Here is a 21,882-nt window from a genome sequence, read left to right as displayed (position 1 = left end):
TTGGACGTTGCGCCTTGCAGGGCACCAGCTCGCGAGATCGTAAAACAGGCTCTGCGGCCTGCCAGCGGAGGCGCTGCTCAACCAGCCCAAGCAAGGAACCAGAGATGATGAAGAGGAGCGATGTCGCCTGGACCCTGGTCGGGGTCACGGCAGTGCTGCTGTCCGGTTATCTGCTGTATCAGGAGGTGCGCAACATCTCCCTCGCCGAGCTGGCCGACAGCCTGCAGGCCATCGGCACCCCCCAGTGGCTGCTGGCCGGTCTGGCGACGCTCGGCGCCTACGCCGCCCTGGCCTGGTACGACCGCATCGCGATGGCGCATCTGGGCAAGAAGATTTCCTGGTGGTTCATCGCGCTGTGCTCGTTCACCACCTACGCCCTGGCGCACAACATCGGCGCCTCGGTATTCTCCGGCGCGCTGGTGCGCTACCGGGCATATCGCAGCAAAGGGCTGACGCCACAGGAAATCGGCATTCTCATCATCTTCTGCTCGCTGACCTTCACCCTCGGCACCCTGCTGTCGGCCGGCTGCGTGCTGGTGCTGCAACCGCAATTGCTGGCGCGCATCGTCGAAGGGCCGCCCTGGGTGTCCGTGGCCATCGGCGCGACGCTGCTCGCGCTCATCGGCCTCTATGCATTCGGCGCCTGGCGCCAGTTGCCACCCTGGCGACTGGGCAAGTGGCACATCGAGTATCCGCGGCTGACGATCGTCGCGCGACAGTTGCTTGCCGGCCCCCTGGAACTGCTCTGCGCCGCGGCGATCATCTACTTCGCCCTGCCAGCCGAGCACAACCCCGGCTACCTGACGGTGCTCGGCGTGTTCCTCGCCTCCTTCTCGCTGGCGCTGCTCTCGCATGCGCCGGGCGGGCTGGGCGTGCTGGAAGTGACGTTCCTCGCTGCCCTGCCGGAATTGCCGACGGTCGATGTGCTGGCGGCGCTGATCGTATTCCGCGGTTTCTACCTGCTGCTGCCCTTTGCGCTGGCGATACTGATGGTGCTGCTGTTCGAGTACGGCCAGTGGTCCGCCAAGCAGAGCGAAACGTCCGGTCGCTGACGCCGTGCCCGTCGATCGATCACATGCCGCGTCTGCATCCCGACGAACTGGCTATGGCGAAGACGCCCCACACAGGCGATCATGGAGCCCTCTCAAAAGCCAATCGATGACATGACCGAAGCCGCCCATACCCACGCCGAACACAAACCACGCCCGCTGATCGACCTCGCCGTCAGTATCCTGATTCCCTCGCTGATCCTGATGAAGCTCAGCGGCGAGCAGCGCCTGGGCGCCGACGGCGCGCTGCTGCTGGCCCTGGCCTTCCCCTTGGGCTGGGGCCTGTGGGAGCTGACCAAGTACCGCAAGTTCAACTGGATCGCCCTGCTCGGGCTGATCAGCGTCCTGCTCACCGGCAGCATTGGCCTGCTGCAGCTGGACACCCAGTGGCTGGCGATCAAGGAAGCCGCAGTGCCGGGCATCATCGGCATCGCCGTGCTCGTCTCGACGCGAACCCGCTACCCGCTGATCCGCACCCTGCTCTACAACCCGAAGGTGCTCAACATCGACAAGATCCACGAGCAACTGGAGCGCAACGGCCAGGTCGAGCATTTCGAGACGCGCCTGTCGCGAGCGACCTACCTGCTCAGCGGCACCTTCTTCTTCTCCTCGTTCATGAACTACGTGCTGGCCAAGTGGATCGTCAACAGCCCCGCCGGCAGCGAGGCATTCAATGCCGAACTGGGCCGCATGAACCTGCTCAGCTATCCGATGATCGCGATCCCCAGCATGCTGATGATGATGGCGATCTTCTTCTACCTCTGGCGCACCATCCACGGCCTGACCGGTCTGCGCCTGGAGGACATCATGGCGACCACCGCGCACGAGCGGAAGGCCGAAGAATAGCGAATGAAAAATCGGGCGACCCGGAGTCGTCCGGGCCGCCCGATTGCGTTTGCCCCTGCCCTGTCAGAACAGCAGCTTGAAGATTCCGATCACCACGATCAGGCCGATGATGAAGATGATGCCTGCGGTTCCGCCGATGAATTTCAGCATGCTGTGTCTCCCGTTTTTTCAAGGCTGTGATTTTTGTGACAGCACCGTCCCGGGGGCGTTCGTCCAGCCAGGCGGGCCGTTCGCCCGCGGCACACAGCTCAAGCGGCCATCAGCAGCATCCAGAGCGGCAGGCTGACCGCAGCCAGCACGGTGGAGAGAAACACCGTCGAGCTGACGGCTCGGGTGTCATCGGCATGCTTGACGAACGCCAGCACGTTCACGCCGCTCGGGCAGGCCGCGAGCAGCACCAGCACGCTGCGAGCCGCGTGGCTGAGCCCGGGCAGCCAGCCGCTGAACCACCAGACCAGCAGCGGGAATAGCGCCAGCTTGACCAGTGTCAACCCCAGCACCGTGCCTCCGGGTCGCAGCCGATAGCGCGACAGGCTGACGCCCAGCACCAGCAACGCGCAGGGCAGCGCCGCCTGCGCCAGCCATCCGGCCATGCGCCAGAACGGCTCCGGCAACTCGAGCCCGGACAGGTTGAGCAGCGCACCGAGCAGCAGGCCGACGACCAGCGGATTGGCCAGGTTCTTCAGCAGCGCCGCAACGCTGACTTTGTCGCCCGCGCCGAAGGCCGCATAGAAACTCTGCAGCGAGAACAGCACCAGGCTGTGGAAGACCAGGATCGCGAACACGTAGACCAGGCTGTGCGCACCCAGCAAGGTGGCCACCAGCGGGATGCCGATCAGCACGTTGTTCGAATAGGCGGCCGTCAGCCCCAGCGGCGTCGCCCGGCCGCGCACGCGATGGGCGTTCAGATTGACCAGGCCGAAGACCAGCAGCACCGGCCCGAAGTACGCCAGCAACAGCATCGACGACATGCCGTCGCTCAGCTCGGCGCGGGCGATGCCGGTGAACAGCACCGCCGGCATGAACAGCCTGAAGGTCACATTGGCCAGCCCGGCCACGCCCTCGCCAGTCAACCACCGCCGCCAACCGAGCAGATAGCCGAGCATGATCAGGCCGAAGATCGGCAGGATCGCCTGAACCACCACCATGCCGTTTCTCCTCCCGAATGCCGGTGCCCGCGGGGGCGCAAGAATACACCGGCGCCCCGGGTCACGCACGGCAGAGTTGGGCCGCGGCGCTGGCCGCCACCCGACTCAGGCGCGGGAAAGCTGTCCCGGCGTGATCTGGGGAGACACCTGCCCGCCGAGCGCGGCGAGCACCTCGCTCAGATCGTCCTGCCAAGGCTGTGGCGGCAGGCCGAAGGTCGTCTCGAAACGGCTGCAATCGAGCACCGACCAGGCCGGGCGCCGGGCCGGCGTCGGATACTGCGCGGTCAGGATCGGCGAGACCTGCGGCTGCCGGGCGAGCAGCCCCATGGCTTCGCCCTGGCGAAAGATCTCCACCGCGAAATCGTACCAGGAACACGACGGGCTGCCGCTGTAGTGGTACAGCCCCCAGTCGAGGCGCCCGTCGCGGGCATAGCGACTGGCCAGCGTCAACAGCACCGAGGCGATGCGGCCGGCCTGCGTTGGGCACCCGAACTGATCGCTCACCACGCCGAGCGCATCGCGCTGGCGCCCCAGGCGCAGCATGGTCTTGACGAAATTGTGCCCGTGCACGCCATAGACCCAACTGGTGCGCAGGATCAGGTGCGATTCCAGGCAGGCGCGGATCGCCTCTTCGCCGGCCAGCTTGCTCGCGCCGTAGACGCCGGTGGGCCCGGTACCGTCGGTCTCCCGGTAGGGCGCGCTGGCGTCGCCGGAAAACACGTAGTCGGTGGAGATGTGCAACAGCGGAATGCCGGCATGCGCGGCGGCCTCGGCGAGGTTGCGGGCGCCGTCGAGATTGACCGCATAGGCCTGTTCGGCATGGGTCTCGGCATTGTCGACATGGGTATAGGCGGCGGCATTGATGATCAGTTCCGGCCGTTGCCGCATCAGCGCGGCGATCTGCTCGGGCTTGGAAACATCCAGCTGCGCGCGAGTCGGCCCCAGCACGTCCAGACCGAAGGCGGCAGCCCGGTCGACCAGTTCATGGCCGACCTGACCGCCCGCGCCGCATACGAGAATTCGCATTCTTTGTAAGCCTCATCGAGGACCGTCGCGCCTGACACGACCGCCCGTAATTAATCTGCCGACGGTAGCGGGAGCCCATCACAAGCCGCGCGCCGCACCGCCGGGCAAGCCATCGCGCCAGGCACGCTCGCTCGTCGACACCGCGCCAAGCGGCGGAACAGAGCCTGTCGTTGCGTTCAAGGATGTTGGTTTCCAGCCACGTTGAGGCCAGGCAGATCGTACTTTGTTCCCCAAAACCGACGCATCCGGTGATTTTTTTCCGGGGTGACGGCGCGTTCCACTCAGCAGACGACCGGGAGCGGGCGGCTCAGCCGGATTTCTTCCGGCGACAGCTCGGCGGCATAGGCCAGAACTTCCACCCCGGCGGCCAACGCCTCGTGCAATGCCGCGGCATAGAGCGGGTCGATCTCCGTGGCCGGGCGCACCGCCTCGATATCGGAAAGATTCACGCAATACAACTGCACCGCACGCACGCCGGCACGGGCCAGTGCCGCCAGTTCGCGCAGGTGCCGAGCGCCGCGCAGGGTCACCGCATCGGGAAAGGCAGCCTGCGTGCTGTCGGCGAACCCGAGGGTGACGCTCTTGACCTCGACGAAGGCCGCGGCGCCGGCATAGTCGAGACGAAAATCCACCCGGCTGTTCTCCACCCCGTAGGCCACTTCGCGCTTGAGCGCGGTGAAGCCGGCCAGCTCGGCTATGACCCCGCTCAGCAGGGCTTCCTCCACCAACGGGTTGGCCCGCGCGGTGTTCACGCAGGCCAGCCGCCCCTGCGGCGTCTCCACCAGCTCCCAGGTGCCGGGCAGTTTGCGCCGGGGGTCGCTGCTGCGCTGGAACCAGACCCGTGCGCCCTCGCCCATGCAGTTGAGCATCGAGCCGGTATTGGGGCAGTGGATGCACAGCTCTTCGCCGTCGTCGGTGACGATATCGGCGAGAAAGCGCTTGTAGCGTCGCACCAGACGCCCCCGCTCCAGCGGTTTGGCGAAGCGCATCAGGACCGCCAGCTCTGCAGGCCGCGGGCGATACGTGCGACGGCCTGTTCCAGGCGCGGCAGGGCCTGGGTATAGGCGAAACGCACGTGATGCCCGGCCTGGTGGCGGCCGAAATCGAGCCCTGGGGTGATCGCGACGAATTCGCGCTCCAGCATGTGCTGGCAGAAGGCATAGGCATCGCCGCCAAAGGCGCCGATGTCGGCGTACAGATAGAAGGCGCCCTCCGGCTCCACCGCGATCCGCAAGCCCAGCTCGCGCAGGGCCGGCAGCAGGAAGTCGCGGCGCCGGGCGAACTCGGCGCGACGCGCCTCGAGAATCTCCAGCGTCGCCGGCTCGAAACAGGCCAGGGCCGCGTGCTGGGCCATGCTCGGCGCGCTGATGTAGAGGTTCTGCGCCAGCTTTTCCAGTTCGGGCACCGCCGCCGGTGGCGCCACCAGCCAGCCGAGACGCCAGCCGGTCATGCCGAAATACTTGGAGAAGCTGTTGAGCACGAAAGCCTCGTCGTCCACCTCCAGCACGCTGGCCGCCTCGGTGCCGTAGGTCAGGCCGTGATAGATCTCATCCACCACCAGGTGCCCACCCCGGTTCTTCAGCGCCGCCGAAAGGCCGGCCAGTTCCTCGCGACCGAGCAGCGTGCCGGTCGGGTTGGCCGGCGAGGCGACCAGCGCGCCGACGCTGTCCTTGTCCCAGTGGCGCTCGACCAGCTCGGGCGTCAGTTGATAACGCACCTCGGGGCCCACCGGCACCAGTTGCGCGGCGCCTTCGACCAGCCGCAGGAAATGCCGGTTGCAGGGATAGCCGGGATCGGCCAGCAGCCAGTGCCGGCCCGGGTCCACCAGCAGGCTGGAGGCGAGCAGCAGCGCGCCGGAGCCGCCGGGAGTAATCAGGATGCGCTCGGGGTCAATAGACAGCCGGTAGCGCTGCGCGTAGAAGCCGGCGATCGCTTCGCGCAGTTGCGGCAGGCCGCGGGCGGGCGTGTAGCGGGTATGCCCGGCCGCCAGCGCGGCCTGTCCGGCGGCGACGATCGGCGCGGCCGTGGTGAAGTCCGGCTCGCCGATTTCCAGATGAATGACGTCGTGGCCTTGAACTTGCAGCTGGTTGGCCCGCTCCAACAGCGCCATGACATGGAAAGGTTCGATTGCACGGCTACGCGCGCTGTACGACGAGGTCATCTGACCTTCCTGTTGAGGACAAAACGTGAATTCTACCCAAGGTCCCAAGACCGCTGCAGCCACTGTTGGATTCGGGAGTAGCGCACCCCGGTCCGATCTGGTAAGTTCGCCCGCTTGCAGCCGCAGGGCCGGCACGGGTCGGCAAGGGACAAATCATCCTGCGCAATGGACATAGCGAGAGGCGTTCATCCATGCCCATTACTAAAGAAACACCATCGAGCAAACAACTGATTCGCGCCTTCGAGCCCTATAAGGAAAGCAAGGGCGAGGAATACATGAGCGACCAGATGCGCGCCCATTTCACCGGCATCCTGAACAAGTGGAAGCAGGAGCTGATGGAAGAAGTCGACCGTACCGTGCACCACATGCAGGACGAAGCGGCGAACTTCCCCGATCCGGCCGACCGCGCCAGCCAGGAAGAAGAGTTCAGCCTGGAGCTGCGCGCCCGCGATCGCGAGCGCAAGCTGATCAAGAAGATCGACGAAACCCTGCAGCTGATCGAAGACAACGAGTACGGCTGGTGCGAGTCCTGCGGTGTCGAAATCGGCATCCGTCGCCTGGAAGCCCGCCCCACCGCCACGCTCTGCATCGACTGCAAGACGCTGGCGGAGATCAAGGAAAAGCAGATCGGTTCCTGATCCCGAACGGGGCGCTGCGGCGCCCCGTTTCATTTCCGGCTTCCATGCCAGCCATACCGCGCCTCGCCCCCCTGACCGAGCCGGCCCGCCCATGCTTTGTTCTCCTTCATCCCAGCCTGAGCGTTACGTCGGCCGCTTCGCCCCCACCCCCAGCGGCTACCTGCACTTCGGCTCGCTGATCGCCGCCCTCGCCTCCTATCTCGATGCCCGCGCCGCCGGTGGCCGCTGGCTGCTGCGCATGGAAGACCTCGATCCACCACGGGAGATGCCCGGCGCGCAGCAGGCGATCGTCGAAACGCTGCAGCGCTACGGCTTCGAGTGGGATGGCGAGATGCTCCGCCAGAGCGAGCGCCATGACGCCTACGATGCGGCCATCGAACGCCTGCTGGACGAGGGCCTGGCCTACGCCTGCACCTGTTCGCGCAAGCAGCTCGAGGGCCATCACGGCCTCTACCCCGGCTTTTGTCGCGACGCCGGCCACAGCCTGCGCGACGCAGCGATCCGCCTGCGCGTGCCGGATCGCGCATACGCCTTCAGCGACCGCGTGCAGGGCGAGTTCCGCCAGCATCTGGGCCGCGAGGTCGGCGATTTCGTCATCCGCCGCCGCGACGGACTGATCGCCTACCAACTGGCCGTGGTGCTCGACGACGCCTGGCAGGGCGTCACCGACGTGGTGCGCGGCGCCGACCTGCTCGACTCCACACCGCGCCAGCTCTATCTGCAGGAGCTGCTCGGCCTGTCGCAACCGCGCTACCTGCACCTGCCGCTGATCATCCAGCCGGACGGCCACAAGCTGGGCAAGCGCTACCGCTCGCCGCCGCTGCAGCCCCATGAGGCCAGCCCGCTGCTGCTGCGCGCATTGCGCGCCCTCGGCCAGCGGCCGGTCACCGAGCTGGACGGCGCGCTGCCCGCCGAAATCCTTCACTGGGCCGTCGCGCACTGGGATGCCGGGCTCATTCCACGCACGCCGACGCTGGCCGAAGCGCAGTTGCGCTAATTGTAGGGCGGGTTGCAACCCGCCAAACGGAGCTGGCAGCAACTTCCTATCGGCGGGTTTCACCCGCCCTACGTCTACTTCAGGACGCCAGGATGAAGCACGCCGACATCCCAGCCAACGGCTTTTACTTGCCGCCTGTGGCTTGCCGCTTGCCGCTGCTCTACCATCGCCTCACTTCCGACACGAGTTCCAGCATGTACATCTACCGACTGGTGCTGCTCCTGGTGGTGGGGATTTATCTGTTCTCCCCGGCGATCATGGACTGGTGGATCGACCCCAACGGGGCCTGGTACAGGCCCTACCTGCTGTGGCTGATCCTGATCGTGGTGACTTTCATCCTCCAGAGCCAGCGCGATGCAGACGAGCTTTAGCCTGAGTCAACTGGTCCTGATCAGCGCCGCCTACCTGCTCGTGCTGTTCGGCGTCGCCTGGGTCAGCGAACGCGGCCTGATTCCGCGCTGGATCATCCGCCATCCGCTGACCTATACCCTGTCGCTCGGCGTCTACGCCAGTGCCTGGGCCTTCTACGGCACGGTGGGCCTGGCCTACCAGTACGGCTACGGTTTTCTCGCCACCTACCTCGGTGTCTGCGGCGCCTTCCTGCTGGCGCCGGTGCTGCTCTACCCGATCCTGCGCATCACCCGCACCTACCAGTTGTCCTCGCTGGCCGACCTGGTGGCGTTCCGCTTCCGCAGCACCTGGAGCGGCGCGCTGACCACCGTCGTCATGCTGATCGGCATGCTGCCGCTGCTGGCCCTGCAGATCCAGGCGGTGGCCGACGCCATCGGCATTCTCACCCTGGAGCCGCTGCAGGAGCGCGTGGCGCTGGGCTACTGCCTGTTGATCATGCTGTTCACCATTTTCTTCGGCGCGCGCCATATCGCCACCCGGGAGAAACACGAGGGCCTGGTGTTCGCCATCGCCTTCGAATCGGTGGTCAAGCTGGTGACCTTCGGCGCCATCGGCCTCTACGCCCTGTACGTGGTGTTCGGCGGGCCGCACCAGTTGGAGATCTGGCTGCTGCAGAACCAGTCGGCCCTGCAGGCCTTGCATGCCCCCTTGCAGGAAGGGCCCTGGCGCACCCTGCTGCTGGTGTTCTTCGCCTCGGCGATCGTCATGCCGCACATGTATCACATGACCTTCACCGAGAACCTCAATCCGCGCGGCCTGGTCAGCGCCAGCTGGGGCCTGCCGCTGTATCTGCTGCTGATGAGCCTGGCCGTGCCGCTGATCCTCTGGGCCGGCCTCAAGCTGGGCGTGAGCACCAACCCCGAATACTTCACCCTGGGCCTGGGCCTCGCCGCGCAGAGCGAGACGCTGGCGCTGCTGGCCTTCGTCGGCGGCCTCTCGGCCTCCAGCGGGCTGATCATCGTCGCCACCCTGGCGCTGTCGGGCATGGCGCTCAACCACCTGGTGCTGCCGCTCTACCAACCGTCCAGCGAGGGCAACATCTACCGCTGGCTGAAATGGACGCGGCGCAGCCTGATCCTCGCCATCATCATGGCCGGCTACGGCTTCTACCTGCTGCTCGGCGCCGAACAGGACCTGTCCAACCTCGGCATCGTCGCCTTCGTCGCCACCCTGCAGTTCCTTCCCGGCGTGCTCTCGGTGCTCTACTGGCCGACCGCCAACCGCCGCGGCTACATCGCCGGGCTGCTGGCCGGCATCGGCGTCTGGGTGATGACCATGCTGCTGCCGCTGGTGGGCAATCTGGACGGTTTCTACATCCCCCTGTTCAACGTCGTCTACGTGCTGGACGACACCAGCTGGCACCTGGCGGCGATCGCCTCGCTGGCGGTCAACGTGCTGGCGTTCTCGCTGTTCTCGATCTTCACCGAGACCAGTCCCGAGGAGCAGAGCGCCGCTGAAGCCTGTGCGGTGGAAAACGTGCGCCGCCCGCAACGCCGCGAACTGATGGCCGCCTCGCCGCAGGAATTCGCCACCCAACTGGCCAAGCCGCTGGGCGCCAAGACCGCGCAACGCGAGGTCGAACAGGCCCTGCGCGACCTGCAGCTGCCGTTCGACGAGCACCGCCCCTATGCACTGCGCCGCCTGCGCGACCGCATCGAGGCCAACCTCTCCGGCCTGATGGGGCCGAGCGTGGCCCAGGACATCGTCGAGAACTTCCTGCCCTACAAGAACGGTGCCGAGGGCTACATCACCGAAGACATCCACTTCATCGAGAACCGCCTGGAGGAGTACCACTCGCGGCTGACCGGCCTGGCCGCCGAACTCGATGCGCTGCGCCGCTATCACCGCCAGACCCTGCAGGAACTGCCGATGGGCGTCTGCTCGCTGGCCAAGGACCAGGAAATCCTCATGTGGAACCGCGCGCTCGAGGAACTGACCGAAATCCCCGCGCTGCAAGTGGTCGGCTCGCGCCTGTCGACCATCGCCGAGCCGTGGAAGAGCCTGCTGATGGACTTCACCCAACAGCCCGACGAGCACCTGCACAAGCAGCGCCTGACGCTCCATGGCCATCGCCGCTGCCTCAACCTGCACAAGGCGGCGATCGCCGAACCGCTGGCGCCGGGCAACAGCGGCCTGGTGCTGCTGGTGGAGGATCTGACCGAAACCCAGGAACTGGAAGACCGCCTGGTGCATTCCGAGCGCCTGGCCAGCATCGGCCGCCTGGCCGCGGGCGTGGCCCACGAGATCGGCAACCCGATCACCGGCATTGCCTGCCTGGCGCAGAACCTGCGCGACGAACGTGAGGGCGACGCGGAAATCGGCGAGATCAGCGCCCAGCTCATCGAGCAGACCAAACGCGTGTCGCGCATCGTCCAGTCGCTGATGAACTTCGCCCACGCCGGCGAGCGCCAGCAGCGCCTGTACCCGGTGAGCCTGGCGCAGGTCACCCAGGACGCCATCGGCCTGCTCTCGCTCAACCGCAACCGCACCGAGGTACGCTTCCTCAACCTGTGCGATCCGCAGCACCTGGCCGAAGGCGATCCGCAGCGGCTGGCGCAGGTGCTGATCAACCTGCTGGCCAATGCCCGCGACGCCTCGCCGCCGGGCGGAATGATCCGCATCAGCAGCGAAATCGCCGAACAGACGGTCTATCTGATCGTCGAGGACGAAGGCAGCGGTATTTCCAAGGAGATCCAGGGGCGCCTGTTCGAGCCGTTCTTCACCACCAAGGACCCCGGCGAAGGCACCGGCCTGGGCCTCGCGCTGGTCTATTCGATCATTGAAGAGCATTATGGCCAGATCGATATCGACAGCCCGGCCGACCCGCAAACACAACGCGGCACCCGTTTTCGCATCACCCTGCCGCGGCATGTCGAAGCGTCCCATGCCGTAAGTTGAAGAGGCGACTGCCGTATCGGCCCCTGGCCGGTTCTGCCTCCAGACCGTCGAGAGAGTACTGATGTCACACATTCTGATCGTCGAAGACGAAACCATCATCCGCTCCGCCCTGCGCCGCCTGCTCGAACGCAATCAGTACGAGGTCAGCGAAGCCGGTTCGGTGCAGGAAGCGCAGGAGCGCTTCAGCATTCCGGGTTTCGACCTCATCGTCAGCGACCTGCGGCTCCCCGGTGCCCCGGGCACCGAGCTGATCAAGCTCGCCGAGGGCACGCCGGTGCTGATCATGACCAGCTACGCCAGCCTGCGCTCGGCGGTGGACTCGATGAAGATGGGTGCGGTGGACTATATTGCCAAGCCGTTCGACCACGACGAGATGCTGCAGACCGTGGCGCGCATCCTCAACGACCGCCAGCAGGCCGAGGCTCCTCAGCCGCCGGCACGCGGTGCCGCCAATGCGCCCGCCGGCACGCAACCGGGCGACATCGGCATCATCGGCCACTGCGCGCCGATGCAGGATCTGTTCAGCAAGATCCGCAAGGTCGCACCGACCGATTCCAACGTACTGATCCAGGGCGAGTCGGGCACCGGCAAGGAACTGGTCGCCCGCGCGCTGCACAACCTGTCGCACCGCGCCAAGGCGCCGATGATCTCGGTGAACTGCGCGGCGATCCCGGAAACCCTGATCGAATCCGAACTGTTCGGCCACGAGAAGGGCGCCTTCACCGGTGCCAGCGCCGGCCGCGCCGGCCTGGTCGAGGCGGCCGATGGCGGCACGCTGTTTCTCGACGAGATCGGCGAACTGCCGCTGGAAGCCCAGGCACGCCTGCTGCGCGTGCTGCAGGAAGGCGAGATCCGCCGGGTCGGTTCGGTGCAATCGCAGAAGGTCGACGTACGCCTGATCGCCGCGACCCATCGCGACCTGAAAACCCTGGCCAAGACCGGCCAGTTTCGCGAAGACCTCTATTACCGCCTGCACGTCATCGCACTCAGGTTGCCGCCGCTGCGCGAGCGCGGCAACGACGTGGTGGACATCGCCAAGGCCTTCCTCGCCCGCCAGGGCGAGCGGATGCACAGCGGCGACCTGCACTTTTCCCGCGACGCCGAACAGACCATCCGCCACTACCACTGGCCGGGCAACGTCCGCGAGCTGGAGAACGCCATCGAGCGCGCGGCGATCCTCAGCGAGAGCCCGGAAATCGATGCCGACCTGCTGGGTATCGACATCGAACTGGACGGCCTGGACGACGATTTCGACGAGCCCATCGGCGCGCTGCACGGCACCACCGGCAACGAGCCGACCGAAGACCTCTCGCTGGAGGACTACTTCCAGCACTTCGTGCTCGAGCATCAGGATCACATGACTGAGACCGAACTGGCGCGCAAGCTCGGCATCAGCCGCAAATGCCTGTGGGAACGTCGCCAGCGCCTGGGCATCCCGCGGCGCAAATCCAGCACCACGGCAGGCTGAGGTTGTTACCGCCGGCTCACAAGCCGTAACAAAAACCGGGATCATCGGTAACGATGCCCCGGTTTTTTCTTCCCCCCGGCCTCGATCAAAAATCCCAAGCACCTGAAAACAAAGGGATTTTAAAACATGGCACGGCAACTGCTTACTCTCTGGAACAACAACAATAACAAGCAGACCCACAATAAGAACAAGACGTAACGGCTCCAGCAAAATAACGACAAGAAGGCGGAGGCGCAGCTAACTGATTCTTTTGGAGAGGACTAGCCACGGGGTTCGCCCCACGACCAGGCCGAGAACAACAAAAACTGCATTCGAAGCAGGGCCCGCACTGGTTGGATCGAAGATCACGGCAACGTCAGCGACCAAAGAAATCCGTTTGCTATTGGGCTCCCAATGTAGGAGCGAATCCCGACGGCGATAGCTGAAGGGAGCAGGCGAACAACAAGAACAGCAACGCCTGGATACCAATAACAACAAAGCACGCGACATCATTCAGAGGGGAGCTTCGGCTCCCCTCAGTGCTTTCAGCGGTTTGCGACCGCTGCGGGCAAGACGATTTCCTTGCAACTCACCGTAGGGTGGGCTTCAGCCCACCGTGGGGCTTCATCGGGTCTCTCCCGTGGTGGGCTGAAGCCCACCCTACGTGTCACTCCCAACACTTAAGCGGACATCGCCTTCCCGATACCCCGCGAGGCATCCGGCTGGCCAGGCCGTGCATTGTGCTTTTTGACACTTCCCCACGCTTCGTTCACCATCCAGTGCTCCCGGTGCTAGAATCCCCGCAGGTTTCGCGGCATTCGCGACACCGCCCCGTCATTCCGCCACACAGTGCCCCCCAATGCTGAAAAAGCTGTTCCAGTCTTTTCGTCTGCCTCTGCGCCGCATCCCGCATTCCCGCCGCACACCGGAAATACTCTCCAGCCGGCAACATTCCCTGCACCGCAGCGAAATCAGCCGCCACGCGGTCAGCGTCGTCGAGCGCCTGCAACAGGCAGGGTACGAGGCCTATGTGGTCGGCGGCTGCGTGCGCGACCTGCTGCTCGAGCTGAACCCCAAGGATTACGACGTCGCCACCAGCGCCACCCCCGAGCAGGTGCGCGCCGAGTTTCGCAACGCGCGGGTGATCGGTCGGCGTTTCAAGCTGGTGCACGTGCATTTCGGGCGGGAGATCATCGAGGTCGCCACCTTCCGTGCCAACCATCCGGAAGAGGACGACGACGCCAGCCACCTGGCCTCGCGCAACGAGAGCGGGCGGATTCTGCGCGACAACATCTACGGCACGCTGGACGACGACGCCCAGCGCCGCGACTTCACCATCAACGCGCTGTACTACGACCCGACCAGCGAACGCATCCTCGATCATACCCATGGCGTGCACGACATCCGCAACCGCCTGATCCGCCTGATCGGTGACCCCGAGCAGCGCTACCAGGAAGACCCGGTGCGCATGCTGCGCGCCGTGCGTTTCGCCGCCAAGCTCGATTTCGAGATCGAACGCCACAGTGCCGAACCCATCGCCGAACTGGCCGACCTGCTCGACGGCATTCCGTCCGCGCGGCTGTTCGACGAGACGCTCAAGCTGTTCCTCGGCGGCAAGGCCGAACGCACCTTCGAACTGCTGCTCGAATACGACCTGTTCGCCCCGCTGTTCCCGGCCAGCGCCGCGGCGCTGGAGCGCAACCCCGAATACGCCGGCACGCTGATCCGCAACGCGCTGGCCAACACCGATCTGCGCATCGAGCAGGGCAAGCCGGTCACACCGGCGTTCCTCTTTGCCGCCCTGCTCTGGCCCGCGCTGCCGGCACGCGTGCTGGAACTGCAGGACCGCGGCATGCCGCCGATCCCGGCGATGCAGGAAGCGGCGCACGACATCATCTGGGAACAGTGCCAGCGCACCGCGATCCCCAAGCGCTTCACCATTCCCATGCGCGAGATCTGGGACATGCAGGAGCGCCTGCCGCGCCGCCAGGGCCGACGGGCCGACCAGTTGCTGGAGAATCCGCGCTTCCGTGCCGGCTACGATTTCCTCCTGCTGCGCGAAAGCGCCGGCGAGCTGACCAACGGCCTGGGCGATTGGTGGACCGATTATCAGGAAGCCAGCGACAGCGAGCGCCGCAACATGATCCGCCGGCTCGCCAGCAAGGACGAAGCCAGCGGTGCGCCGCGCAAGCGCCGGCGCGGCGGCCGCCGCCGTGGCCCGGGCGACAGCGCCCCGAAGGCCGACTAGGATGGAACGCGTCTATATCGGCCTGGGCAGCAACCTGGCCGATCCGCAGCGACAATTGCGCGACGCCCTGCAGGCCCTCGCCGAGTTGCCGCAAAGCCGCCTGGTCGGCGCCTCTTCGCTGTATGCCAGCGATCCGCTCGGTCCCGCCGACCAGCCGCGCTATGTGAATGCCGTCGCCGCATTGGACACGGCCCTCGCCCCGCTGGCGCTGCTCGATGCCCTGCAGGCCATCGAGCGGGCCCAGGGCCGCGAACGCAAGGCCGAACGCTGGGGCCCGCGCACCCTCGACCTGGACATCCTGCTGTTCGGCGACCGGCTGATCGACGAGCCGCGTCTGCAAGTGCCGCATTACCACCTGCAAGCCCGGGCTTTCGTGCTCTACCCGCTGGCCGAGATCGCGCCGCGGGATCTGCAACTGGCCGACGGGCGCAGCCTCGACGAACTGCTCGCGGCCTGCCCCTTCCGTGGGCTCGAGCGCCTGAGCGCCGCCGCTGTCACCCCGACGGTAACGAACGTAACGGGCAGGTAACACTCGCGATTGACTTCGCCTTCCGCCATCCGGACTATAAGCGCCCTCTGCCGGCACGCATCGAATTGGGGCGACCTGCCCCATCCTGGTGTCCGTCGGCAATCCTGATCGCTCTGCGAAGCTCGAAGAGGACGGCATTCATGCCAGAGGTAACCCTGACCACGCTGCAAGGGCTCAAGCAGAAGGGCGAGAAGATCGTCATGCTCACCTGCTATGACGCCACCTTCGCCAAGACAGCCTGCGACGCCGGCGTCGAGATGCTGCTGATCGGCGACTCGCTCGGCATGGTCCTGCAGGGGCACGACAGCACCCTGCCGGTCACCATCGCCGACATGGTCTACCACACCGCCAGCGTCAAGCGCGGCAACCGTGGGGCGATGATCGTCGCCGACCTGCCGTTCATGGCCAACGCCACCACCGAGCAGACCCTGAACAACTCGGCGCGGCTGATGCAGGCCGGCGCGCACATGATCAAGCTCGAGGGCGCGGCCTGGCTGGCCGAATCCATCACCCTGCTGGCCGAGCGCGGCATTCCGGTGTGCGCGCACATGGGCCTGACGCCGCAGGCGGTGAACCTCTTCGGCGGCTACAAGGTGCAGGGCCGCGAAGCAGCCCAGGCGCAGCAGATGCTCGCCGATGCCCAGGCGCTGGAGGCGGCGGGCGCCGCCATGCTGCTGCTCGAATGCGTGCCCAGCGAACTGGCCGCGCGCATCACCCAGGCGGTCGGCATCCCGGTGATCGGGATCGGCGCCGGCAGCGACACCGATGGCCAGGTCCTGGTGCTGCACGACATGCTCGGGCTGTCGCTCAGCGGCCGCGTGCCGAAGTTCGTCAAGAACTTCATGCGCGAGCACGGCGACATTCCCTCCGCCATCGCCGCCTACGCGAAGGCGGTCAAGGCCACCGAATTCCCCGCAGCCGAACACGGTTTCTCCGCATGAATATCGTCAAGACGATTGCCGACCTGCGCGCCTCCGTCGCCCGCGCTCGCGGCGAAGGCAAGCGGATCGGCTTCGTGCCGACCATGGGCAACCTGCACGCCGGCCACATCGCCCTGGTGAAGAAGGCCGGCCAGCGCGCCGACTTCGTGGTCGCCAGCATCTTCGTCAACCCGCTGCAGTTCGGCCCCAACGAAGACCTGGACAGCTATCCGCGCACCCTCGCGGCGGACCAGGACAAGCTGTTCGAAGCCGGTTGCCAGCTGCTGTTCGCCCCCTCGGTCGGGGAGATGTACCCCCACGGCCAGGCGCAGCAGACCATCGTCCGCGTTCCGGGTGTGTCCGAGGGGCTCTGCGGTGGCAGCCGCCCGGGCCACTTCGACGGCGTCTCCACGGTGGTCAGCAAGCTGTTCAACATGGTCATGCCGGATCTCGCCGTGTTCGGCCAGAAGGATTTCCAGCAGCTGGCGGTGATCCGCACCATGGTCCGTGACCTGAACATGCCGGTGCAGATCATCTCCGAGCCCATCGTGCGCGCCGAGGACGGCCTGGCGCTGTCCTCGCGCAACGGCTACCTCAGCGACGCGGAGCGCGCCAGCGCACCGCAGCTGTACCGCACGCTGCGCCAGATGGGCGAGGCGATCCGCGGTGGTCGGCGCGATTATCCCGCGCTGATCGCCGAGGGTCTGGAACGCCTGCAGGCCGCCGGGCTGCGTCCGGACTACCTGGAAATCCGCAACGCCATCGATCTGCAGCCGCTGACCGACGCATCCCATGAACTGGTCATCCTCGCCGCCGCCTACCTCGGCAAGACGCGGCTGATCGACAATCTGCTGGTCGACATCGGCGCCTCTGCCTGACCGCTCCCAATCCGCCCGCAGCCTTGATCGCACTCGAGGCTTGAGGCACACTCTGCGCCGCTTGCGCCCCGGAGGACCCCGCCATGCACGCCATCATGCTCAAGGCCAAACTGCACCGCGCCCAGGTGACCCACTCGGTGCTCGATTATGAAGGCTCCTGCGCCATCGACGGCGAGTGGCTGGACCTGGCCGGCATCCGTGAGTACGAACAGATCCAGATCTACAACGTCGACAACGGCGAGCGCTTCACCACCTACGCCATTCGCGGCGAGGAAGGCTCGAAGATCATCTCGGTCAACGGCGCCGCCGCGCACAAGGCCGCCGTCGGTCATCGCCTGATCATCTGCGCCTACGCCCATTACAGCGAGGCCGAACTGGCCAGCTTCAAGCCCCACGTGCTCTACATGGGCGCCGACGGTGAACTCAGCCACACCAGCAATGCGATTCCCGTCCAGGTCGCCTGACCCATCACGACGATGGCCACCGCGAAGCCCGAAGCGTCCACTACGCTTCGGGCTTTTTTGCGTTCTGCCGGCAACCCGCGCCGGCGATCGGTTGGACAACACGGGACCTTGCGGCAGGATAGAGCGATTCGCATACGGTCCTTCGGAACGCGGCGGCGGTTTCCCCTGTCAGAGCAGTCTGTGATGGCATAGGATGTGCCGTCACCAGCCCGGTGGAAGCCGGGCTCGGTCAGCATTCCCAGCATTCAGGACGAGTGCCGGCGTGCCCGCACGATCATGAGCGTCAGTGAATCCTGCCGAGGCCATGTCGCTCGCACCGGCGCCTGCGAACCGCGCAGTTTTCAGTGGCCCGCCAAGCAAAGGAAGCCGCATTACCATGAGCTACTACCAGCACCCTCTCGATGTCACCGGCCTGCCATCCTGGAAGGCCCTGGAAGAACACCGCCTGGCCATGCAGAACTTCAACATGCGCGAGGCCTTCCAGGCCGACCCCGCGCGTTTCGAAGAGCTGTCGGTTTCCTGCTGCGGCCTGTTCCTCGATTACTCGAAAAACCTGATCACCCCCGAAACCCGCGCGCTGCTGGTCAACCTGGCCCGTGAAGCCGGCGTCGAACAGGCCGCCCGCGCCATGTTCAACGGCGAGCGGGTCAACGCCTCGGAAAACCGTCCGGCCCTGCATACCGCGCTGCGCCGGCCGATGGGCGACAACCTGATCGTCGACGGCGAGAACCTGATGCGCGAGGTACATGGCGCCCTGGCGCAGATGACCGACATCGTCGGGCGCATCCACAACCACCTGTGGCGCGGCTACAACGACAAGCCGATCACCGATGTGGTGAACATCGGCATCGGCGGCTCCTTCCTCGGCCCGCAACTGGTCTCCGAGGCGCTGCTGCCCTTCACCCAGCAGTGCGGCGTACGCTGCCACTACCTGGCCAATATCGACGGCAGCGAGTTCCGCGAGGTGACCGCCAACCTCAATGCCGAAACCACCCTGTTCATCGTCTCCAGCAAATCCTTCGGTACCCTCGAGACGCTGAAGAACGCCCAGGCCGCGCGCACCTGGTACCTGGCCCGCGGCGGCACCGAAGAGAAGCTCTACCGCCACTTCATCGCCGTGACCAGCAACAGGCAGGCGGCACTGGATTTCGGCATCCGTGAGAAGAACATCTTCCCCATGTGGGACTGGGTGGGCGGGCGCTATTCGCTGTGGTCGGCGATCGGCCTGCCCATCGCCCTTGCGATCGGCATGCACAACTTCAAGGATCTGCTCTCCGGCGCCCACAGCATGGACCAGCATTTCCTCCACGAGCCGTTCGAAAGCAACATGCCGGTGCTGCTGGCGATGCTCGGCGTCTGGTACCACAACTTCTGGGGCGCGCAGAGCTACGCCTTCCTGCCCTACGACCACTACCTGCGCAACTTCGTCAAACATCTGCAGCAGATGGACATGGAATCCAACGGCAAGAGCGTGCGCCAGGACGGCACGCCGGTGTCCTGCACGACCGGCCCGGTGATCTGGGGCGGCGTCGGCTGCAACGGCCAGCACGCCTACCATCAGTTGCTGCACCAGGGCACGCCGCTGATCCCGGCGGACTTCATCGTCCCGGTGGTCAGCCACAACCCGGTCGCCGATCACCAGGAGTGGCTATATGCCAACTGCCTGTCGCAGAGCCAGGCGCTGATGCTCGGCAAGACGCGCGAGGAGGCCGAAGCCGAACTACGCGCCAAGGGCCTGGCCGAAGCGGAAGTCCTGCGCCTGGCACCGCACAAGGTGATCCCCGGCAATCGCCCGAGCAACACCCTGGTCACCGAAAGCATCAGCCCCGGCCGCCTCGGCGCATTGATCGCGTTGTACGAGCACAAGGTGTTCGTGCAGGGCGTGATCTGGGGCATCAACTCCTTCGACCAGTGGGGCGTGGAACTCGGCAAGGAGCTCGGCAAGGGCGTCTATGGCCGCCTGACCAGCTACGACAGCCCGCCGGCCGAAGACGCCTCGACCCAGGGCCTGATCGACTTCTTCCGCGGCCGCCACCGCGGCTGAGTCACCTGCCCGCCCGGTCACATGGCCGGGCACGCCGGGCGCCCAGTCCTGGCTGGCAATACGCGCCGATCGCCGGCACGCCGGCTCCTACACCCTCCAGCCCGTTTCCCACCTTTTCTAACCCCACTCGCGACGCGGTAGCATGGCCGTCCGTTCGCCAACCAGACGTCTCCATGGAATTTCTCCGCCGCCGTATCGAAACCCAGGTCCTCAGCCTCACCGGGCTCGCGCTCGGCGGCATCGATTATGAGCACCCGCCGGGCGATCCCGGCCTGTTCGGCCCCGAGTCGGTGTGCTGGCGGGTCCATGGCGATTTCACCTCGATGCTCGTCGGCGGCATCTGCGCGCTGCTGCTGCAGGCGCTGCACCCGTTGGCGCTGGCCGGCGTATGGGACCACTCGAATTTTCGCGAGGACCTGCTCGGCCGCCTGCGCCGTACCGGGCAGTTCATTTCCGCGACCACCTTCGGCAGCCGGGCCGATGCCGAAAGGCTGATCGAGCGGGTCAGGCTGATCCACCGCCAGGTCACCGGCGTGGCGCCGGACGGCAGGCCCTACGCGGCATCCGATCCGGACCTGCTGACCTGGGTGCATGTCGCCGAGGTCAGCAGCTTCCTGAAGTCGCACCTGTATTACCTCGATCCGGCGCTGCCGGGCCACGAACAGGATCGCTACTACGCGGAAGTCGCACTGATCGCCGAGCGCCTCGGCGCCCGCGATGTGCCCCGCTCGCGAAGCGAAGTCGAGGCGTATCTCGAGCACATCCGCCCGCAATTGCGCTGTGACGAACGCTCGCGGGAAATCCTGCAGATACTGCGCGGCGCCCCCGCGCCCAGCACCCTGGCCAAACCCTTCGGCACGCTGATGCTGCACGCTGGCGTCGAGCTGTTGCCCGACTGGGCCAGCGGCATGTTCGGCCTGCAATGGACGGATAACCGGCGACGCCTGATCCAGGCCGGCGTGCGCAATACCGCGCCGGTACTGCGCTGGGCGGTGCGCAACGGTTCGGTGCACCGCGCGCGGCGGCGCATGGGATTGCCGAGTCGATAACGGGCGCGCGGCGCCCACGGCAAAGGCCGGGCTGTTTCTTGCTAGACTGCGCGCCTTCCTCTTTTTCGAGTCGCCGCGCATGCCTTCTCTCGACCAGGCGCTGCGCGCCGCCTTCGACGCCCGCCAACAACTGCTCGGCGAACTGCATCGGCAGGGCACCGACTGCTACCGGCTATTCCACGGCAGCCAGGAAGGTGCCCCCGGCCTGACGGTCGATCGCTACGGACCGCAGCTGATGGTGCAGAGTTTCCACCATCCCCTCGACCATGAAGCGTTGCGGACCATTCACCAGCAGGCCTGCAGCTTTCTCACGCAGCCGCTACAGCTGATCTACAACGACCGTTCGCAGAGCAACTCGCGGATCGACCGGAGCGACGCCGTACTTCAGCCGGAGGCTGCGGCGCTCGAGGACCAGATCGGCCACGAGTGGGGCCTGAGCTACCGCGTGCGCGCCCGCCACAGCGGTCAGGACCCGCTGCTGTTTCTCGACCTGCGCAATGTGCGCGGCTGGGTCAAGGCGCACAGCGCCGGCAAGTCGGTGCTCAACCTGTTCGCCTATACCTGCGGTGTCGGCCTCTGTGCCGCAGCCGGCGGCGCGCGGGAGGTCTGGAACGTCGACTTCGCCGAGCGCAACCTGGCGGTGGGGCGCGAGAACGGCGCGCTGAATCCACAGCTCGAGCCCATGCACTTCATCCATTCCGACTGCTTCCCGGCGATCCGCCAACTGGCCGGGCTGCCCGTCAGCGCCCGCCGCGGCCGCGTCCTGCCGCACTACCCGCGCCTGGCCCAGCGTCCGTTCGACCTGGTGCTGCTCGACCCACCGGCCTGGGCACGCAGTGCCTTCGGCACCGTCGATCTGCTGCGCGACTACCAGAGTCTGCTCAAGCCGGCGCTGCTGGCAACGGCTGATGACGGCGTGCTGATCTGCTGCAACAACCTGGCGAAAGTGCCGATGGATGACTGGCGCAGCCAGGTGCTGCGTTGCGCCGAGAAAGCCGGCAGACCGGTGCGTGACTGGCAAAGCCTGGCACCGGCCGAAGACTTTCCCTCCCACGACGGCTTACCGCCGCTCAAGGTGCTGATTCTGCGGCTTTGAGCGCATTGCCGGCGGCGACGGATTCGAGGAACC

Annotated in this window: 20 protein-coding genes; 16 read left to right on the top strand and 4 right to left on the bottom strand. The window is 66.1% G+C overall.

Translation table 11 applies throughout. The features are described from left to right. Positions 1 to 104: 104 nt before the first annotated feature. The 3 genes from IN820_RS02950 to IN820_RS02940 all read left to right on the top strand — a co-directional run bounded on the left by IN820_RS02950 (position 105) and on the right by IN820_RS02940 (position 2,075). On the top strand, positions 105 to 1,052 hold the full coding sequence (locus IN820_RS02950) for a lysylphosphatidylglycerol synthase transmembrane domain-containing protein (RefSeq protein ID WP_193679548.1): 948 nt from the start codon (positions 105 to 107) through the stop codon (positions 1,050 to 1,052). A gap of 111 nt (positions 1,053 to 1,163) precedes the next feature. Next, positions 1,164 to 1,895, top strand: coding sequence for a VC0807 family protein (locus tag IN820_RS02945; RefSeq protein WP_235989056.1), 732 nt, complete (start codon positions 1,164 to 1,166; stop codon positions 1,893 to 1,895). A gap of 3 nt (positions 1,896 to 1,898) precedes the next feature. After that, the gene (locus IN820_RS02940) at positions 1,899 to 2,075 is read left to right on the top strand and encodes a hypothetical protein (protein ID WP_193679546.1); all 177 of its coding nucleotides are present in this window, start codon (positions 1,899 to 1,901) and stop codon (positions 2,073 to 2,075) included. A 68-nt stretch (positions 2,076 to 2,143) separates the two neighbouring features. Here the strand turns inward: IN820_RS02940 and IN820_RS02935 are convergent, their stop codons facing one another. The 4 genes from IN820_RS02935 to IN820_RS02920 all read right to left on the bottom strand — a co-directional run bounded on the left by IN820_RS02935 (position 2,144) and on the right by IN820_RS02920 (position 6,230). Then, positions 2,144 to 3,043, bottom strand: a complete 900-nt coding sequence (locus tag IN820_RS02935; protein ID WP_193679545.1) for an AEC family transporter — start codon at positions 3,041 to 3,043, stop codon at positions 2,144 to 2,146. Positions 3,044 to 3,148: 105 nt separating this feature from the next. Further along, positions 3,149 to 4,069 (bottom strand): dTDP-4-dehydrorhamnose reductase, encoded by a 921-nt coding sequence (gene rfbD, locus IN820_RS02930; RefSeq protein ID WP_193679544.1) that lies wholly within the window; start codon positions 4,067 to 4,069, stop codon positions 3,149 to 3,151. 281 nt (positions 4,070 to 4,350) lie between these two features. Beyond that, positions 4,351 to 5,058, bottom strand: coding sequence for a DNA/RNA nuclease SfsA (gene sfsA, locus IN820_RS02925; protein WP_193679543.1), 708 nt, complete (start codon positions 5,056 to 5,058; stop codon positions 4,351 to 4,353). Next, positions 5,058 to 6,230, bottom strand: a complete 1,173-nt coding sequence (locus IN820_RS02920; protein ID WP_193679542.1) for a pyridoxal phosphate-dependent aminotransferase — start codon at positions 6,228 to 6,230, stop codon at positions 5,058 to 5,060. The genes sfsA and IN820_RS02920 overlap by 1 nt, the downstream gene beginning before the upstream one ends. A gap of 191 nt (positions 6,231 to 6,421) precedes the next feature. Here IN820_RS02920 and dksA point away from each other — a divergent pair, with 191 nt between their 5' ends. The 13 genes from dksA (at position 6,422) to IN820_RS02855 (ending at position 21,849) form a co-directional block, all read left to right on the top strand. Next, on the top strand, positions 6,422 to 6,868 hold the full coding sequence (gene dksA / locus IN820_RS02915) for an RNA polymerase-binding protein DksA (RefSeq protein ID WP_193679541.1): 447 nt from the start codon (positions 6,422 to 6,424) through the stop codon (positions 6,866 to 6,868). A 91-nt stretch (positions 6,869 to 6,959) separates the two neighbouring features. After that, complete coding sequence (gluQRS, locus tag IN820_RS02910) at positions 6,960 to 7,865, top strand: tRNA glutamyl-Q(34) synthetase GluQRS (protein ID WP_193679540.1); 906 nt, start codon at positions 6,960 to 6,962, stop codon at positions 7,863 to 7,865. Between the two features lie 194 nt (positions 7,866 to 8,059). Continuing rightward, the gene (locus tag IN820_RS02905; RefSeq protein WP_003095129.1) at positions 8,060 to 8,236 is read left to right on the top strand and encodes a hypothetical protein; all 177 of its coding nucleotides are present in this window, start codon (positions 8,060 to 8,062) and stop codon (positions 8,234 to 8,236) included. Next, positions 8,220 to 11,174, top strand: coding sequence for a sensor histidine kinase (locus IN820_RS02900; RefSeq protein WP_193679539.1), 2,955 nt, complete (start codon positions 8,220 to 8,222; stop codon positions 11,172 to 11,174). Before IN820_RS02905 ends, IN820_RS02900 begins: the two co-directional genes overlap by 17 nt. A gap of 61 nt (positions 11,175 to 11,235) precedes the next feature. Then, the gene (locus IN820_RS02895) at positions 11,236 to 12,642 is read left to right on the top strand and encodes a sigma-54-dependent transcriptional regulator (RefSeq protein ID WP_193679538.1); all 1,407 of its coding nucleotides are present in this window, start codon (positions 11,236 to 11,238) and stop codon (positions 12,640 to 12,642) included. A gap of 838 nt (positions 12,643 to 13,480) precedes the next feature. Continuing rightward, on the top strand, positions 13,481 to 14,869 hold the full coding sequence (locus IN820_RS02890) for a polynucleotide adenylyltransferase PcnB (protein WP_193679537.1): 1,389 nt from the start codon (positions 13,481 to 13,483) through the stop codon (positions 14,867 to 14,869). A gap of 1 nt (position 14,870) precedes the next feature. Then, complete coding sequence (gene folK, locus IN820_RS02885) at positions 14,871 to 15,398, top strand: 2-amino-4-hydroxy-6-hydroxymethyldihydropteridine diphosphokinase (protein WP_193679536.1); 528 nt, start codon at positions 14,871 to 14,873, stop codon at positions 15,396 to 15,398. Positions 15,399 to 15,538: 140 nt separating this feature from the next. After that, the gene (gene panB, locus IN820_RS02880; protein WP_193679535.1) at positions 15,539 to 16,339 is read left to right on the top strand and encodes a 3-methyl-2-oxobutanoate hydroxymethyltransferase; all 801 of its coding nucleotides are present in this window, start codon (positions 15,539 to 15,541) and stop codon (positions 16,337 to 16,339) included. Then, positions 16,336 to 17,196 (top strand): pantoate--beta-alanine ligase, encoded by an 861-nt coding sequence (gene panC, locus IN820_RS02875; protein ID WP_193679534.1) that lies wholly within the window; start codon positions 16,336 to 16,338, stop codon positions 17,194 to 17,196. The genes panB and panC overlap by 4 nt, the downstream gene beginning before the upstream one ends. A gap of 83 nt (positions 17,197 to 17,279) precedes the next feature. Beyond that, positions 17,280 to 17,660, top strand: a complete 381-nt coding sequence (panD, locus tag IN820_RS02870; RefSeq protein ID WP_193679533.1) for an aspartate 1-decarboxylase — start codon at positions 17,280 to 17,282, stop codon at positions 17,658 to 17,660. 376 nt (positions 17,661 to 18,036) lie between these two features. Further along, positions 18,037 to 19,704: a glucose-6-phosphate isomerase gene (pgi, locus tag IN820_RS02865; RefSeq protein ID WP_193679532.1), complete on the top strand. Its 1,668-nt coding sequence runs from the start codon at positions 18,037 to 18,039 to the stop codon at positions 19,702 to 19,704. A gap of 173 nt (positions 19,705 to 19,877) precedes the next feature. After that, entirely contained in the window at positions 19,878 to 20,753 is an 876-nt protein-coding gene (locus tag IN820_RS02860) for an oxygenase MpaB family protein (RefSeq protein ID WP_193679531.1), read from the top strand. A gap of 79 nt (positions 20,754 to 20,832) precedes the next feature. Continuing rightward, entirely contained in the window at positions 20,833 to 21,849 is a 1,017-nt protein-coding gene (locus IN820_RS02855) for a class I SAM-dependent rRNA methyltransferase (RefSeq protein WP_193679530.1), read from the top strand. Positions 21,850 to 21,882 lie beyond the last annotated feature (33 nt).

Origin of the sequence: Pseudomonas lopnurensis (genome assembly GCF_015070855.1) — a bacterium.
In the GTDB taxonomy this organism is placed as follows: domain Bacteria; phylum Pseudomonadota; class Gammaproteobacteria; order Pseudomonadales; family Pseudomonadaceae; genus Stutzerimonas; species Stutzerimonas lopnurensis.
This window is presented reverse-complemented; position numbering and strand designations above follow the sequence as displayed.